This window comes from Sphingopyxis sp. GW821-FHT10B01 (genome assembly GCF_059415685.1).
Genome location: NZ_JBWKNS010000006.1, coordinates 218,903 through 233,303 on the forward strand (window position 1 = coordinate 218,903; position 14,401 = coordinate 233,303).

Consider the following 14,401-nt stretch of genomic DNA (forward strand, 5'->3'; position numbering starts at 1 on the left):
AAAGCCTTTGCTGTGGTTCGCTGACGGCGCGCTAGTGCGCCTGTGGCACGCCCAGTTCGGCGAGCAAAGTATCGCGCAGCGCGTCGAATTCCTCGCCGCCGGCGCGGCGCGGGTGCGGCAGGCGGACGCGCGTGTCGAAGCCGATCTGCCCCTCCTTGAGCACGAGGATGCGGTCGGCGAGCAGGATCGCCTCCTCGACATCGTGCGTGACGAGCAGGGTCGCGGGGCCATGCGCCTGACACAGTTCGCCGATCAGCCGCTGCATCTTGAGCCGGGTCAGCGCGTCGAGCGCCGCAAAGGGCTCGTCGAGCAGCAGCAGGCGCGGTTCGCGCACGAGCGCGCGCGCGAGCGCCGCGCGCTGTGCCTCGCCGCCCGACAGCGTCGCGGGCCAGGCATCGGTGCGATGATCGAGCCCGACCTCGGCGAGCGCCGCCTCGGCGCGCTCGCGTGAGGCCTGCTTGCCCGGCAGGCCGATCACGACATTCTTCCACACGCTCTTCGACTGGACGAGGCGCGGTTCCTGGAAGACGACGGTGCGCGCCTCGGGCACCCAGGCTTCGCCGCCGTCGGGGGCGTCAAGCCCGGCGAGGATGCGCAGCAGGGTCGTCTTGCCACTGCCCGATGCACCGAGCAACGCGACGAACTCGCCGCTGTGGATCGTCAGATTCAGGCTGTCGAGGACATTGGTGCCGGTGAAATTGCGGCTGACATCGCTGACCTCGACCGCGACCGGCCGGTGCGAAAAGTCGGGGGCGGCGACGCGCTCGGCGGCGGCGAAGTCGATCGAGATAACGGCGGACATCGATAAATCTCCTATCGGATGGCAACGCCCGCGCGCCACGGCATGAACAGCCGTTCGAGCGAGCGGACGATCAAGTCGGCGCCGAGGCCGAGCACGGCGTAGATGGCGATGCAGATCAGGATGACGTCGACCTGCTGGTACATTTGCGCGCTGTTGAGAAGATAGCCGAGCCCCGCCGAGGCGTTGATCTGTTCGGCCGCGATCAGCACGAGCACCGAGACGCCGAGCGCGAAGCGCAGCCCTGTGAAGATTTGCGGCAGCGCGAGCGGCAGCACGACCTCGAGGATCAGGCGGCGCCCGCCGAGCCCGAAGCTGCGCATCGCCTCGATCACCTTGCGGTCGACGTTGCGCACGCCGGCATAGGTGTTGAGATACATTGGGAACATCGTCGCGAGCGCGATGAGGAGGAGTTTCGGTGCCTCGCCGATCCCGAACCAGACGATGAACAGCGGGACGAGCGCGAGAAACGGGATGGTGCGCAGCATCTGGAGCAGCGCGTCGAACACTTCCTCGCCCAGTTTCGATAGCCCGGCAATGGTGCCGAGGATCAGTCCGAAGACGATTCCCACCGCGCCGCCAACGAGCGCACGGGTAAGCGAGGTCGCGATCTGCGAGGCGAGCGCCTGTTCGGTCCAGAGCTGCTGCCATCCCGCGACGAGCCCGGCGGGCGAGGGGAGGATCGACGGATCGATCCACCCCGCGCTCGTCGAGATCGCCCACAGCGCGACGATGATCAGCGGTCCCGTCGCGCGGCGCGCGAAAGAGAAGCGCTCCGACCGGTTTCCCTTCTGGCGGACGACGGGCTGGACGAGCCGGCCGGGATCGCCCGCGAGGGTGATTGGGGTGGGCGCGTTCATTTCTGGGCCTCCTGTGCCGCGACTATCGCGTCGTAGCGTTTGTCGAAGATCTGCGACGCGTCGAGTTTCTTGCGGATCAGCCCTTCCTTGAAGAAGAGATCGGCCTCGTCCTGATGCGCCGCGACGATCGCGTCGCTGATCGGCGCATAGCTGGCGGGTGCGCGCGTGATGATCTTTTCCGCGATTGCCGCATCGACGTTATAGCGTTTGGCGAGCGCGGGTGCAGCCTTGGTCGGGTTTTCGCGCTGCCAGCGCGTCGCGCGCGCCGCGCGGGCGACGAGATCGCCGATCGCCTTTGCCTTCACCGGATCGGCGAGCGCCGCGTCGGAGGCGACGAGGTAGAAGAAGCCCGGCGTGTTGGGCGGCGCGCCGCTGGCGAGCACGCGCACCTTCCCGGCATCGAGTGCCTGCGTCAGATAGGGTTCGCCGATCGTGATCGCGTCGGCCGATCCCTTGTCGAGCAGTCCGGTGCCGAAGCCCGTTGCCTGCACCGGCTTGATGTCTTTCAGCGACAGGCCCTGTTTGTCGAGCAGGCGCGCGACGAAATAATGGAGCACCGTGCCTTTCATGAACGACACCGACTTGCCCTTGAGATCGGCGATGCTGCGGATCGGAGAGCCGGGTTTCACCACCAGCGCATAGGGCGAGCCGCCGCCGTCGACTGTCTTGCTGACCGCGACAACCTTCACCGGGCTACCTGCGGCCTGCGCAAAGATCAGCGGGGTTTCGGCCATCCAGCCGACATCGAGCGATCCGCCCGTCTGCGCCGCAATGATCGGCGGCCCGCCGACGAAATTCGCCCATTCGATCTTGTAATCCGCCGGCTTGGCTTCGCCCGAGACGTCGAGCGATGATTTGAGCGCGTGGAGTTGGTCGCCGATCTTGATTGTCGTGCCGTTGTCGGCCGCGCCGCCGCACGCCGCGAGCGACAGAAAGGCGCCGGCGACGAGCGTGCGAAGAGGGGTGAGGGAGAGTGTCATCTGCTGCAGCGCGATCAGGCGGCGTTCGGGCCGACCGGACGGTCGCCGACGATCGTCACGCGTTCCATGTGGCGCGCCTCGCTATAGTCGGGGACGGCGTAGTGCTGCGTCGCGCGATTGTCCCAGAAGGCGATCGAGCCCGGCTGCCAGCTCCAGCGCACCTGGAATTCGGGGCGCTTGACCTGGTCGAAGAGCCGCGCGAGCAGTGCCTTGCTCTCCTCTTCGGGCAGTCCGACGATGTAGCGCGTGAAGACCGAGTTGACGTAGAGCACTTTCTCGCCCGTTTCGGGATGGATGCGCACGACGGGATGCTCGACCGGCGGGAAGCTGGCACGCAGTGCCTCCTTCTTCTCCTCGGTGTCGAGGAACTGGATGAAGACGCTCGGGTCGTGGATGGCGGTGAGGCCGTCGATCCGCGCCTTCGTTTCCTCGTCGAGCGTCTCGTAGGCGGCGACCGCATTGGCGAAGACCGTGTCGCCGCCGAGCGAGGGTGAGACGCGCTGGATCAGGATCGACGCCGCCGAGGGTTCGGTGCGGAAGGTCGTGTCGGCGTGCCAGTTGCTGTCGGTCGACTGGCGATATTTGCCTTTGAGTTCCTGCGAGATCAGCGGCAGGATCTGCGGATAGTCGGGCAGCGAAAAGACCGGATGCTCTTCAAGATCGCCGAACGCGGCGCCCAGCGCGATATGCTGTTCGCGCGTCAAATCCTGGTCGCGGAAAAAGAGCACCTTGTACTGAAGCAGCGCGGCGCGCAGCGCGTCATAGGTTGGGCGGTCGAGCGGCTGCGCCAGATCGATACCGCTGATCTGCGCGCCGAGGCTCGGCTGCAGCGGCGTGACGGCGAAGGCTTTGGTGGCGGTTTCGCTATGCTCGAGCGTCTGGACGGTCATGTCGAATTCCTTGTTGAATTGATATCGCGGCGCCGAGACGCGCGGCGATGTGGCCGGCGACCGCCGGGCGGCACCGAAAATGGTGGTAAACAGCGGCGCCAAAATCGGCGGTGCACCTGGTTCAGGGAAGCGTCCGGCTCGGACGCGGGCCGCTATCGCGGTAGAGAGACGTGCATCGTATCACCTCATCGACTGAGGGGAACACGATACCTGGCGCTGTCGCCTGAGCATCGCGCGCTTTAGCTGTTGGTAACGCGGAGCAAGCTGCTTCCCGGTCAAAAGCCGCGGATCCCGGGAAAAAGGCCTGCGCCGGTCGGGATCAAACCGGCAACTCAACTTGATCGGTAGAGTTGATGCCGTCAAGCGTAGTTTCGCTTTCATGCTGCAAAGCGCCGCTCGGTTCGGCCGACCGGTCGCAGCGATGGGTGGCATCGTCGATACCTGCCATTCTGGCACTTAATCCCGGCACTCTCGCGCCGTAAAATATGCATAATATGAATTTGACGCAGCTGGCGGCACGTCGGAGTGATGCATCTCCGCATTCTTGACAGAAGCGACGTTTACTATGATCCGCAATACGATTGAATTATAAGATTAATTCAAGTAATGTGGTGAAGTGGGGATTGTGTGTTTTGCAGTATAGGCAGGAAGTTCTGCTTCCATTCAATGCTGCTTCGATAAGGTAGATGACATGAACCAACGGCGCTTCTCCGATCCGGTAGAGGAGCAGGACATGGCCGCTGGCGAAGATCGCCGTGGCGGTGATCGTTACCGCACGGTCTGGCGCATCGCGAAGGTGGTGCGCAATGGCGACGCGGGTCTGTGGCGGGTTCGCAATATTTCCGACAAGGGCATGATGCTTGCCGCCGAGGTTCCGATCACCGTCGGCGAGAAGCTGGAAATCGCACTTTCCGATACGGTGACGCTGCAAGGCGATGTCGTATGGTCGGAGGGAGGACGGTGCGGCGTTGCGTTCGACAAGGAAGTCGACGTCGCCGATGTCTTGAAGCAATTGGCGGCCGAGCAACGCGCCACCGGCTATCGCCAGCCGCGCCTGCCGGTGCGCACGCAGGCGCAGGCGGTGACCGACGATGGCACGAGCCAGATCGAACTGGTCGATCTGTCGCAAAATGGCGCCGGTTTCATCCATGACGGCCATCTGGAAGTCGGCAAGGAATTCGAGCTGGTGCTGGCCGGCAACGTCCGGCGCAAGGCGATCGTTCGTTGGTCGCGGGCGGGGCGGGGCGGCCTTTGGCTCACCCAGCCGCTCGATCGCGCCGACCTTGAGAGCATTCGCCGCTTCGAAAGCTGAGCCTATTTTGTGGGAGCGCTCGCGCCCCGGACGATCTTCGCCCAAGGGTTGAGATCGGGTTCGCCGATCTTGGTCAGCCTGTTGCGGTCGCGATGCAGAAAGGGCTCGTCGCGGCCTTTGACGATCAGCGTCGTATCCGAAACATAGCTCCACGTTCCGTCGTCGTGGAAATCGACGGTAATCTGATAGCTGTCGGTCCGGAAGGCGAGTTCGAGGAAGGTCGTCGAACAGATCCCATAGTCGGTTTGCCCGCGGGTCGCTTTCAGGACGAGCTTTTTTGCATCGGGTTCGGCATGGCCTGCTGCAATCGCGATCTGGCCGCGCGGAATCGCCAGCGTTTGCAGGATCAGCCCGGTCGCTGCTTCATAGAGCCAGTAACCGACCTGATCGTGAAAGCTGATCTCTTCCTCGCGCGTGTTGACGTGGAGGTGGTAGCGCAGCCCGTAGAATAGCTGTGGCCCGTTCGCCTGCGGGTCGATCGGCTGCATCTCGATTCGCTCATAATATTCGCGCGTCTCGGGCCCGTCGGCCTTGGGATTGATATCGACCCCGCGCTGCCCGTCCCAGATGCCCGCAAGGCGGCGCAACGGGCCCAAGTGGGCGAGCGTTTCGGGATCGACGTCCTCGGGCTCGGTGAAAATGTCGTCGGGTAATATCATTGCGGCCCCCAAGCTGCGTTCAGATGTCTTCGACAAGCCGCCCATAGAGCTGCGGCCGGCGATCGCGGAAGAAGCCCATGCCCGCGCGATGCTTCGCTGCACGGTCGAGGTCGATCGTCTCGATCAGCACCCCGGTTTCGGCCGCGCCGAACGCCTGCGTCATGTCGCCCCATTCGTCGGTGATGAAGCTGTGGCCATAGAAACTGGCGTCGTCTTCGGTCCCGATGCGGTTTGCGGCAATCACCGGCATGCAGTTCGACACGGCGTGCCCGTGCATCGCGCGGCGCCACATGCGGCTGGTGTCGAGGTCGGCGTCGTAAGGCTCGCTGCCGATCGCGGTCGGATAGAAGAGGAGTTCGGCGCCCATCAGCGCCATCGCGCGTGCGCATTCGGGATACCATTGGTCCCAGCAGACGCCGACGCCGATGCGCGTGCCGAAAACGTCCCAGACCTTGAAGCCGGTGTTGCCGGGGCGGAAATAATATTTCTCTTCATACCCGGGACCATCGGGAATGTGGCTCTTGCGGTACGTCCCCAAGATGTTGCCATCGGGGCCGATCATCGCGAGCGTGTTGTAATAGTGCGGCCCGTCTTTTTCGAAATAGCTCGTCGGGATCGCGACCTTCAGCTTTGCGGCGAGCGCCTGCATCGCCACGACACTCGGATGCTCGGCGGTCGGCCGGGCGCTGGCGAACAGCGCCTCGTCTTCGACCTGACAGAAATAGGGACCTTCGAAGAGTTCGGGGGGCAGGATAACTTGCGCACCCTTCGCGGCCGCTTCTTCGACAAGCGCAGTGACGGCCTCGATGTTCGGCTCGACGGGGCCGGGCAAGGGAAGCTGCAGCGCGGCGACGGTGATGGTGCGGGTCATGTTAGTTGCCTTCGATTTGACGCCCGGTCTAACGAGGAATGATCCACGTAAAGCGGCTTGAAAAGCTGCTCTCGACGGCCTGCCCGGAATCGTCGAGCGCGGGCTTCCACCTAGCACGGCGCATTATAATCTTGCAGGTGGCTTCGTCGAGCGATGGGTGGCCTGCCGACTTAAGAATCCGGCAGCTCTTCGGTTTGCCGTCGTTTCCAATGAGAATTTGAAACTCGGTAGCGCCTTGCGCCCCAGCACCGAGCGCATCACTTGGATAATCCAGTTTGTCAAACCAGCGTTGTCGCGCGACCGGTATTGCCGGGGTCGACGCAAGCGCGAGTAAGGCTACGGAAATCATCACCTAGGCACCTGTTGGCTCGAGCAGTGGAAGCTGCCGCCCCCGACGATGATCCCGCGCGCGGGCACGCCGACGGCGCGTCGGTCAGGGAAGAGTGCGGCAAGCGTGTCGACCGCCGCCTGATCGTTCGCAACGCCATAGGTCGGCACGACCACGATACTATTGCCGATATAGAAATTCATATAGCTCGCTGCCGCGACCTCGCCGCCCACTTCGACGCGGCCGGGTGAGGGAAGGTCGATGATCTCGACCCCGCCGAACGCTGCGGTGCGTGCGCGGGCATCGGCGTAGATATGCGCATTGGGGTCGTCCGAACCCGCCGCGACGGGCAGGGCGAGCCGCCCTTCGCCGACGAAGCGCGCGAGATTGTCGACATGGCCGTCGGTGTGGTCGCCCACGAGCCCGTTGCCGAGCCACAGCAGACGCTCGATCCCGAGCGACTGGTGCAGTCGCACAGCGATATCCTCGCGTGTCAGCGTCGGGTTGCGATTGGTGTTGAGCAGGCACTCTTCGGTCGTGACGCACAGCCCGGTGCCGTCGACGTCGATGCCGCCGCCCTCGAGCACCCAGTCCTGATCGTCCACAGGCAAACCCGATCCGGCGGCGAGCGCGGCGCCGATTTCCTGATCGCCCGGCATGACGAATTTCTCGCCCCACCAGTTGAATTCGAAATTGCGCGCGCGGCGCGCGGCACCCGTGCCGGCGATGATCGGCCCGGTATCGCGCAGCCAGATATCGCCCAAGGGCTGGATCAGGATGCGCACGCCCGGATCGACGAGCGCGGCGGCGATGTCCGCCTGCCGCGCGTCGTTGACCACGAGCCGCACCTCCTCGCCGCGGCCGCCGTCATTCACGGCGTTGGCAAAGGCGGCGACGTCGCGCCGCCCTTCATCGATTGCCCCGGCCCACTCTTCGGCGAGGTGCGGGAACCCGATCCAGACGGCGTCGTGCGGCGCCCATTCGGCAGGCATTGTCAGCGTCATGGGCGCGCACTCTTTCGCTTATTTGCCGGCGCGCGACTTGTCGCGGGCGGCGCGGAATTCGTCGCCCTTGTTCCAGTTCGGCCATGCATCGGTCATCGCGAGCATGCGGCCTGCGGCGTAATAGAGGCGCAGGTCGGACATCATGCCGCCCCAGTTGGTGATCGCCTCATATTCGTCGCCCGGTGCGTGATAGCGGTTCTTTTCATAGTCTTCGGCCGCCTTCTTGCCAGCTTCGACGCCGCCTTCGACCAGGTCGTCGCCGCTGCCGAAGTTGAACATCGGCACGCCGAGCTTGGCGAAGCTGAAGTGGTCCGAACGATAGTAAAAGCCCTTTTCGGGGGTCGGTTCGTCCTTGATCACGCGCTTTTCCATCTGCGCGAGCTTGGCGACATAGGCGTCGAGTTCGGATTTGCCGCGGCCGACGACGACGATGTCCTTCGCCGGGCCGATTGCGTTCAGTGCATCCATGTTCACGCCGCCGACCGTCTGCGCGAGCGGGAAGACCGGGTTTTCGGCGTAGAACTTCGATCCGAGTAGCCCCGATTCCTCACCAGTCACCGACAGGAAGACGATGCTGCGATCGGGGGCGCCCGCCTTATGGAACGCCTGCGCCAAGGTCACGAGGCCTGCGATGCCGCTGGCATTGTCGACCGCGCCGTTGCAGATATCGTCGCCCGCGACGGGCGTGCAGCGGCCGAGGTGATCCCAATGGCCGGTGTAGAGGATATATTCGTCGGGACGCTTCGCACCCGGCAGGACACCGATGACGTTGCGCGACATCTTCTTTGAAATCTCGTTGTCGAAGCCGAACGACGCTTTCACGCCGGTCAGCGCGACGGGCTTGAAGCCCTTCTTGCCCGCGTCGGCGCGCAGCTTGTCGAAGTCCTGTCCGGCGCTCGCGAAGAGTTCCTTGGCTTTCGGAAGTTGGATCCAGCCGTTGGCGACGGTTTCCTTCGCCCCGCCATCCATGGTTTCGGCCAGATAGTTGGCGCCGGTGTTGCTCGATTCAACGACGTTCCAGCCATAGGCGGCGGGTTCGGTGTCGTGGACGATCAGCACCGCCGCAGCGCCCTGCCGCGCGGCTTCCTCATATTTATACGACCAGCGACCATAGTAGGTCATCGCACGGCCGTTGAATTCGCCCTTGGCTTCCTTCGTCTGCCAGTCGGGATCGTTGACGAGGACGACGACGGTCTTCCCCTTCACATCGAGCCCGGCATAGTCGTTCCAGCCCTTTTCGGGGGCGACGATGCCGTAACCGACGAAGACGACGTCGCTGTCCTTGATCGCGGTTTTGGGCTGCACGCGATAGCTGAACGCGACATAGTCCTTGGCATATTGCGCGGTGACGGGCGTCTTGCCGCCGGTGAAGTTCAACGGGGTCGCATTCTTCGCGGCGATTTCTACCAGCGGCACGTCCTGCGTCCACTTGCCGTTGTTGCCGGGCTTCAGCCCCGCTTCCTCATATTTCTTGATGATATAGGCGACGGTCTTTTCCTCGCCGGGGGTGCCGGGAGCGCGGCCTTCAAAGGCGTCCGACGACAGTTCCTTCGTCACTTCCTGCAACGTCGCGAGCGACAGTTCGGGGATCTGGACGTCGGGAATGGCGGTAGCGGAAGTCGCCGCCTTGTCGGAGGTGTTGCACGCGGCAACGGATAAAAGGACCGCGGCGGCCGCGGCGGCTCTGGGGAAGCGAAGCATGGAGTTTCCTTGGAAAGTTTCGTTTGCGACGACCGGGCTTGTGCCAGCCGGATGCCGCGGGTGCAAGCGTCGCCACCGCCGCGGAATCATTGTTGCTTGGAAATCGATGCCAATATCCTTAGCAATGGAAAAACGGGATGGAATAACAGGGGGGTATCGGATGCTGGGGCGCTTCCTGGGTTTGTCGGGGCTTTTGCTCGTCGTCGGTGCGGCGCAGGCGCAGGAAGGGGACGCGGCGCGCTCGTTCGGAACGCTGCCCGGCGTCAGTCAGGCGAGCCTGTCGCCCGATGGGCAGAAACTGGCTTTCATCGCGCCTGGCAAGGGGCGGGCAAACGATCTTTTCGTGATCCATATCGGCGAGGATAAGGCGCCGCTTCGTATTTTGCGCGCGACCGGCGACCCCGAAATTTTGCTTTGGTGCAACTGGGCCAGCGATGCGCGGCTGATCTGTCAGGTGGGCGGTCAGCAGGAATATGGCGGCCAGATTTATGGCTACACCACATTGGTCGGGGTCGATGCCGCGGGTGGCAATACCAAGGTCCTGAGCAAGCAGCGTGGGTCGAATGCCATCGGTTATGACTTTCGCGGCGGCAGCGTCATCGATTGGCAGCCGGGAACGCCGGGCAGCGTCTTGATGATGCGCAGCTATGTTCCCGAGGCCAATCTTCGCGGTGCTTCGTTGATCACCAAAGACGCCGACGGGATGGGCGTCGACCTGGTCGATGCCACCACGGGCGCGACCAAGGTCGTCGAAAAACCGCGCCGCGATGCGACCGAATATATCTCCGACGGCAAAGGGGCGGTGCGGGTGATGGCGGTTCACGGCACGGCCGGCCAGACCCAGTATCTGGGCCGCACCGTGCGTTATTTCTTCCGGCCGCGCGGGGGCGGTGCATGGCAACCCCTGTCGGCTGTGGATATGACGACCAATCAGGGTTTCGATGCGGTGGCGGTTGATGCCGCGACCGACCGTGCCATCGGTTTTGCCAAGGTGAACGGGCGTTATACCGTCAGCGCCGTGCAACTCGACGGCACCGGCAAGGGATCGATATTGTTTCAGCATCCGGAGGTTGACGTCGACAGGCTGGTCCGCGTCGGCCGCGACATGCGGGTGGTGGGCGCCACCTATGTCACCGAACGACGACATATGGTGACGACCGATCCCAAGGTGGATACGATGGCAAAGGCGCTGTCGCGTGCCTTGGGCGGTAAGGATGTCTATTTCGTCGATGCCTCGGCAGACGAGCGGCAGTGGCTCGTCTGGGCGGGGTCCGACGTCGATCCCGGCCGCTATTATCGTTACACGCCGTCTGAAAAGCAGCTTCGCCCCTTGCTGGAAGATCGCCCGCTTTTGGCCGGGCAGACCCTGTCGCCGGTAAAGCCGATCAGCTATGCAGCCGCCGACGGGACGATGATACCCGGCTATCTGACTCTGCCGCCGGGACGCGCCGATGCCAAGGGATTGCCGGCCATCGTGATGCCGCATGGCGGCCCTTCGGCGCGCGACGAATGGGGTTTTGACTGGATCGCACAATTTTTCGCGCAAAAGGGCTATGCCGTCGTTCAGCCGAATTTTCGCGGATCGTCGGGCTATGGCGACCAATGGTATCAAAACAATGGCTTCAAATCATGGCGTACCGCCGTTGGCGATGTGACCGATGCCGGGCGCTGGCTGGTGAAAGAGGGGGCCGACCCGGCCAGACTCTCGATCGTCGGCTGGTCCTATGGTGGTTATGCGGCGCTGCAATCCGGCGCGCTTGCTCCGACTCTGTTCAAAAAGATCGTTGCGATCGCACCCGTAACCGACCTCGCCAAATTGAAGCAGGAGGCCGAAAAATACACGACGGGCGCGCTGGCTCGCGATTTTATCGGAAGCGGACCGCACATCCGGGAGGGATCGCCGGCGCAAAATGCCGCCGCGATTCAGGCGCCGGTTTTGATGTTTCACGGGGCGCTCGACCAGAATGTCGACATAGACCAATCGCGGCGGATGAAACGCGCGATCGAAGATGCGGGCAGAACCGCCGAACTGATCGAGTACCCCGGTCTGGCGCACAGTCTGGCCGGCAGCGACGCGCGCACCGATATGTTGAGCCGGATCGCCGCCTTTCTGCCGAAATGATGGGCGCAACGAAAAGGGGCGGCCCGTTTCCGGACCGCCCCCTTTGAATTCGGTATCGAACGCGATCAGCGCGAATAGAATTCGACGACCAGATTCGGTTCCATCTTCACCGGATAGGGCACTTCGTCGAGCGTCGGAACGCGGACGTAGGTCGACTTGGTGCCGTCGACCGCCAGATATTCGGGAAGATCACGCTCGGGCAGGCTCTGCGCTTCGGCAACCAGCGCCATTTCCTGCGCCTTCTTGCCGAGGGTGACTTCGTCGCCCGGCTTCACAAGACGGCTGGCGACGTTGCACTTCACGCCGTTCACATAGACGTGACCATGGCTGACGAGCTGACGCGCCGAGAAGATCGTCGGCGTGAATTTCGAGCGGTAAACGACCGCGTCGAGGCGGCGTTCGAGCAGGCCGATCAGGTTCTGGCCGGTGTCGCCCTTCATGCGCGATGCTTCGAAATAGTTCTTCTTGAACTGCTTTTCGGTGATGTCGCCGTAGTAGCCCTTCAGCTTCTGCTTCGCGCGGAGCTGGATGCCGAAATCCGACACCTTGCTCTTGCGGCGCTGACCATGCTGGCCGGGGCCATATTCGCGGCGGTTGACGGGGCTCTTCGGGCGACCCCAGATGTTTTCACCCATCCGGCGGTCGAGTTTATACTTGGCGCTATGGCGCTTCGACATATGTCGTCTCCAACTTGCTGTGTGCCGAAGGATTTCGGCGGTTCCCGGGTCGCACCATATGGCCAGATGCCATATGCGACCGCCGCTTCACCGGGGTGCGGGGTCCATTGCGAAGGCGCGCGGTTAGACGGCGAGGGGGGTAAAGTCAAGCGGTCAAGGTCCGCTCGACAGAATGGAAAAAGCCGCTAAAGGCAGCGCGCATGACGTCCGCCAAACTTCCCGAACAATGTGAAACAATGACCGATGTGCGCGCGGGCGTCGACGCGGTTGACCGCGCGCTTGTCGAACTCCTCGTTCGCCGTTTCGGTTATATGGATGCCGCTGCGCGCATCAAGGCCGACCGCAGTGCGGTTCGCGACGAAGCGCGCAAGGCGCAAGTGCTCGACAATGTCGCACGCGAAGCCGAAGCCGCAGGTCTCCAGCCCGAGCGCTTGCGGGCGGTCTGGAACGAACTGGTCGAGCAATCGATCGCCTATGAGGCTATCCGGTGGGATAGCCTGCGCGCCGGTCGCTGATCGTCAATCGGGCTCAGTTGCCGCTGACACTCCGTAGCCGGGCATCATTCCGGACATCGCTCTGCTGGCCATCCCATTCTTCCTGCGTCTTGCAGATACGGCTCTTGAGACGCGATCCGGTGCTCTTGTTGGCACGGCAAACCATCTTCGGCTTCACGGGCTTCGTTTCGCTGGTCGCCGGCGGCGATACGGCTGCCTCGGGGGTGGCGGTGGAGAGAGCGAGGGAAAGTACGAGAGTCAGCATTGAGGGTCTCCAAGGGCGAAACCCACCCGTTATCGCGACCGGGGCGTTCTGCCAAGTGAGGTTATGATGCCATGCATCATTCTGATATCATTGTGTGACCAGCCGGTCTTGGTGAGCGCGGTGCGCAAGGTACGGAGCGTTGCGTCGGTGCGCTCGGGCGGGACGAAATAACCGCTCGTATCGAGATCGCGGACCAGATGCTGGATTAATTCTTCGAGTTCGGCGTGCGGCGCGGTCGGGTCGAGCGGCACTTCGGGCGGGCTCGCAAGCGCGATGCCCTTCGACCATTCATAAGCGAGCAGGATCACCGCCTGCGCGAGGTTGAGCGATGCGAATTCGGGGTTGATCGGTACCGTGACGATGGCGTGCGCCAGCGCGACATCGTCGGTTTCGAGGCCCGAGCGCTCGGCGCCAAAGACATAGGCAGACCGGCCTGAGCTGGCATGAACCTCGCGCGCCGCCGCTTCGGGGGTCAGCACGGGTTTCATCACGCCGCGCTTGCGCACGGTGGTGGCATAGATGGTGGTGCAGTCGGCAACCGCTTCGGCGAGGCTGTCGAACACTTTCGCCTCGGCCAGCACGATGTCGGCGCCGGCCGATGCCGGACCGGCGTCGGGATTGGGCCAACCATCGCGGGGGGTAACGAGCCGGAGTTCGGTCAGCCCGAAATTGAGCATGGCGCGGGCCGCCTTGCCGATATTCTCACCAAGCTGCGGACGGACGAGGACGATGACGGGGGGCGGGGCGAGGCTCAATTTTTGTGCGCCGCCTCGGTGACCGAAGAGGCGAACTCCTCGAAATCCTTCGCTTCGGTGAATTCGCGGTAGACGCTGGCGAATCGGATATAGGCGACGCTGTCGAAGCCCTTGAGCGCTTCCATCACCATGCCGCCGATCTGCTGTGCCTGGACCTCGCTCTCGCCCGATGTTTCGAGTTGCCGCTGGATGCCCGACACCAGCCGTTCGATCCGCGCGCCGTCGATCGGTCGCTTGCGGCATGCGATCTGGATGCTGCGCATCAATTTCTCGCGGTCGAAGGGTTCACGGCGGCCGTCGGCTTTGGTGACGCCGACTTCGCGGAGCTGGATGCGTTCGAACGTCGTGAAACGTGCGCCGCAATCCTCGCACTGGCGCCGGCGGCGGATGGCGGCGCCATCCTCCGTCGGACGGCTGTCCTTCACCTGGCTGTCTTCATGGCCGCAGTAGGGGCAACGCATCGGTTAGCGTTTCACCCGGCTGTAAAGCGCGATTGCCGCCCCGGCGAGCAGGCCAACCGGCCAGCTCACGACGGGCAGCACGGCACCAACGACAGCGCCCACGACGCCGCCGGTGAGCACCGGACGGGTCGAGGGATGGGCCATGCCCTGCTTGCCCATCGCCTTGACCTCTTCGATCGTCACTTCGACCAGCGTGGGTTCCTCGGGATGCTGCCGCGCCATT

18 protein-coding genes are annotated in these 14,401 nt (G+C 63.6%); 3 read left to right on the top strand and 15 right to left on the bottom strand.

The annotated features are described in order from the left end of the window. Nucleotides 1–31: 31 nt before the first annotated feature. The 5 genes from AC07NV_RS18450 to AC07NV_RS18470 all read right to left on the bottom strand — a co-directional run bounded on the left by AC07NV_RS18450 (nt 32) and on the right by AC07NV_RS18470 (nt 3,977). Complete coding sequence (locus AC07NV_RS18450) at nt 32–802, bottom strand: ABC transporter ATP-binding protein (protein ID WP_495167854.1); 771 nt, start codon at nt 800–802, stop codon at nt 32–34. A gap of 11 nt (nt 803–813) precedes the next feature. After that, nucleotides 814–1,659: an ABC transporter permease gene (locus AC07NV_RS18455; protein ID WP_495167855.1), complete on the bottom strand. Its 846-nt coding sequence runs from the start codon at nt 1,657–1,659 to the stop codon at nt 814–816. Next, nucleotides 1,656–2,639, bottom strand: a complete 984-nt coding sequence (locus AC07NV_RS18460; protein WP_495167856.1) for an aliphatic sulfonate ABC transporter substrate-binding protein — start codon at nt 2,637–2,639, stop codon at nt 1,656–1,658. The genes AC07NV_RS18455 and AC07NV_RS18460 overlap by 4 nt, the downstream gene beginning before the upstream one ends. 14 nt (nt 2,640–2,653) lie before the next feature. Beyond that, entirely contained in the window at nt 2,654–3,529 is an 876-nt protein-coding gene (locus tag AC07NV_RS18465) for a TauD/TfdA dioxygenase family protein (RefSeq protein ID WP_495167857.1), read from the bottom strand. A gap of 319 nt (nt 3,530–3,848) precedes the next feature. Then, nucleotides 3,849–3,977, bottom strand: a complete 129-nt coding sequence (locus AC07NV_RS18470; RefSeq protein ID WP_495167858.1) for a hypothetical protein — start codon at nt 3,975–3,977, stop codon at nt 3,849–3,851. Between the two features lie 243 nt (nt 3,978–4,220). Here AC07NV_RS18470 and AC07NV_RS18475 point away from each other — a divergent pair, with 243 nt between their 5' ends. Then, nucleotides 4,221–4,841, top strand: a complete 621-nt coding sequence (locus tag AC07NV_RS18475; RefSeq protein ID WP_495167859.1) for a PilZ domain-containing protein — start codon at nt 4,221–4,223, stop codon at nt 4,839–4,841. A gap of 2 nt (nt 4,842–4,843) precedes the next feature. Here the strand turns inward: AC07NV_RS18475 and AC07NV_RS18480 are convergent, their stop codons facing one another. Genes AC07NV_RS18480 through AC07NV_RS18500 form a run of 5 tightly spaced genes read right to left on the bottom strand, consistent with a single transcriptional unit; the run spans nt 4,844 to nt 9,404 of the window. Continuing rightward, on the bottom strand, nt 4,844–5,500 hold the full coding sequence (locus AC07NV_RS18480) for an FABP family protein (RefSeq protein ID WP_495167860.1): 657 nt from the start codon (nt 5,498–5,500) through the stop codon (nt 4,844–4,846). Between the two features lie 19 nt (nt 5,501–5,519). Then, nucleotides 5,520–6,371: an N-carbamoylputrescine amidase gene (gene aguB, locus AC07NV_RS18485; RefSeq protein WP_495167861.1), complete on the bottom strand. Its 852-nt coding sequence runs from the start codon at nt 6,369–6,371 to the stop codon at nt 5,520–5,522. Nucleotides 6,372–6,399: 28 nt separating this feature from the next. Beyond that, complete coding sequence (locus AC07NV_RS18490; protein ID WP_495167862.1) at nt 6,400–6,720, bottom strand: energy transducer TonB; 321 nt, start codon at nt 6,718–6,720, stop codon at nt 6,400–6,402. Next, complete coding sequence (locus AC07NV_RS18495; RefSeq protein WP_495167863.1) at nt 6,720–7,703, bottom strand: agmatine deiminase family protein; 984 nt, start codon at nt 7,701–7,703, stop codon at nt 6,720–6,722. The genes AC07NV_RS18490 and AC07NV_RS18495 overlap by 1 nt, the downstream gene beginning before the upstream one ends. A gap of 18 nt (nt 7,704–7,721) precedes the next feature. After that, the gene (locus AC07NV_RS18500; RefSeq protein WP_495167864.1) at nt 7,722–9,404 is read right to left on the bottom strand and encodes a M28 family metallopeptidase; all 1,683 of its coding nucleotides are present in this window, start codon (nt 9,402–9,404) and stop codon (nt 7,722–7,724) included. Between the two features lie 160 nt (nt 9,405–9,564). Here AC07NV_RS18500 and AC07NV_RS18505 point away from each other — a divergent pair, with 160 nt between their 5' ends. Continuing rightward, nucleotides 9,565–11,526: an alpha/beta hydrolase family protein gene (locus AC07NV_RS18505; RefSeq protein ID WP_495167865.1), complete on the top strand. Its 1,962-nt coding sequence runs from the start codon at nt 9,565–9,567 to the stop codon at nt 11,524–11,526. A 65-nt stretch (nt 11,527–11,591) separates the two neighbouring features. Here the strand turns inward: AC07NV_RS18505 and rpsD are convergent, their stop codons facing one another. Then, entirely contained in the window at nt 11,592–12,203 is a 612-nt protein-coding gene (gene rpsD / locus AC07NV_RS18510) for a 30S ribosomal protein S4 (RefSeq protein WP_495167866.1), read from the bottom strand. Nucleotides 12,204–12,403: 200 nt separating this feature from the next. On the opposite strand from rpsD, the gene AC07NV_RS18515 reads away from it, so the two are divergent. Continuing rightward, nucleotides 12,404–12,718, top strand: a complete 315-nt coding sequence (locus AC07NV_RS18515) for a chorismate mutase (RefSeq protein WP_495167867.1) — start codon at nt 12,404–12,406, stop codon at nt 12,716–12,718. 13 nt (nt 12,719–12,731) lie between these two features. On the opposite strand, the gene AC07NV_RS18520 is transcribed toward AC07NV_RS18515, so the two are convergent. The 4 genes from AC07NV_RS18520 to AC07NV_RS18535 are packed head-to-tail and all read right to left on the bottom strand — an operon-like array spanning nt 12,732 to nt 14,400. After that, nucleotides 12,732–12,962 carry a hypothetical protein gene (locus AC07NV_RS18520; protein WP_495167868.1) on the bottom strand — a complete coding sequence of 77 codons (231 nt, stop codon included), beginning with the start codon at nt 12,960–12,962 and terminating at the stop codon, nt 12,732–12,734. A 29-nt stretch (nt 12,963–12,991) separates the two neighbouring features. Further along, nucleotides 12,992–13,717 (bottom strand): RNA methyltransferase, encoded by a 726-nt coding sequence (locus AC07NV_RS18525; RefSeq protein WP_495167869.1) that lies wholly within the window; start codon nt 13,715–13,717, stop codon nt 12,992–12,994. Continuing rightward, on the bottom strand, nt 13,714–14,178 hold the full coding sequence (nrdR, locus tag AC07NV_RS18530) for a transcriptional regulator NrdR (RefSeq protein WP_039573215.1): 465 nt from the start codon (nt 14,176–14,178) through the stop codon (nt 13,714–13,716). Before nrdR ends, AC07NV_RS18525 begins: the two co-directional genes overlap by 4 nt. Nucleotides 14,179–14,181: 3 nt before the next feature. Continuing rightward, on the bottom strand, nt 14,182–14,400 hold the full coding sequence (locus tag AC07NV_RS18535) for a hypothetical protein (protein ID WP_495167870.1): 219 nt from the start codon (nt 14,398–14,400) through the stop codon (nt 14,182–14,184). Nucleotide 14,401 lies beyond the last annotated feature (1 nt).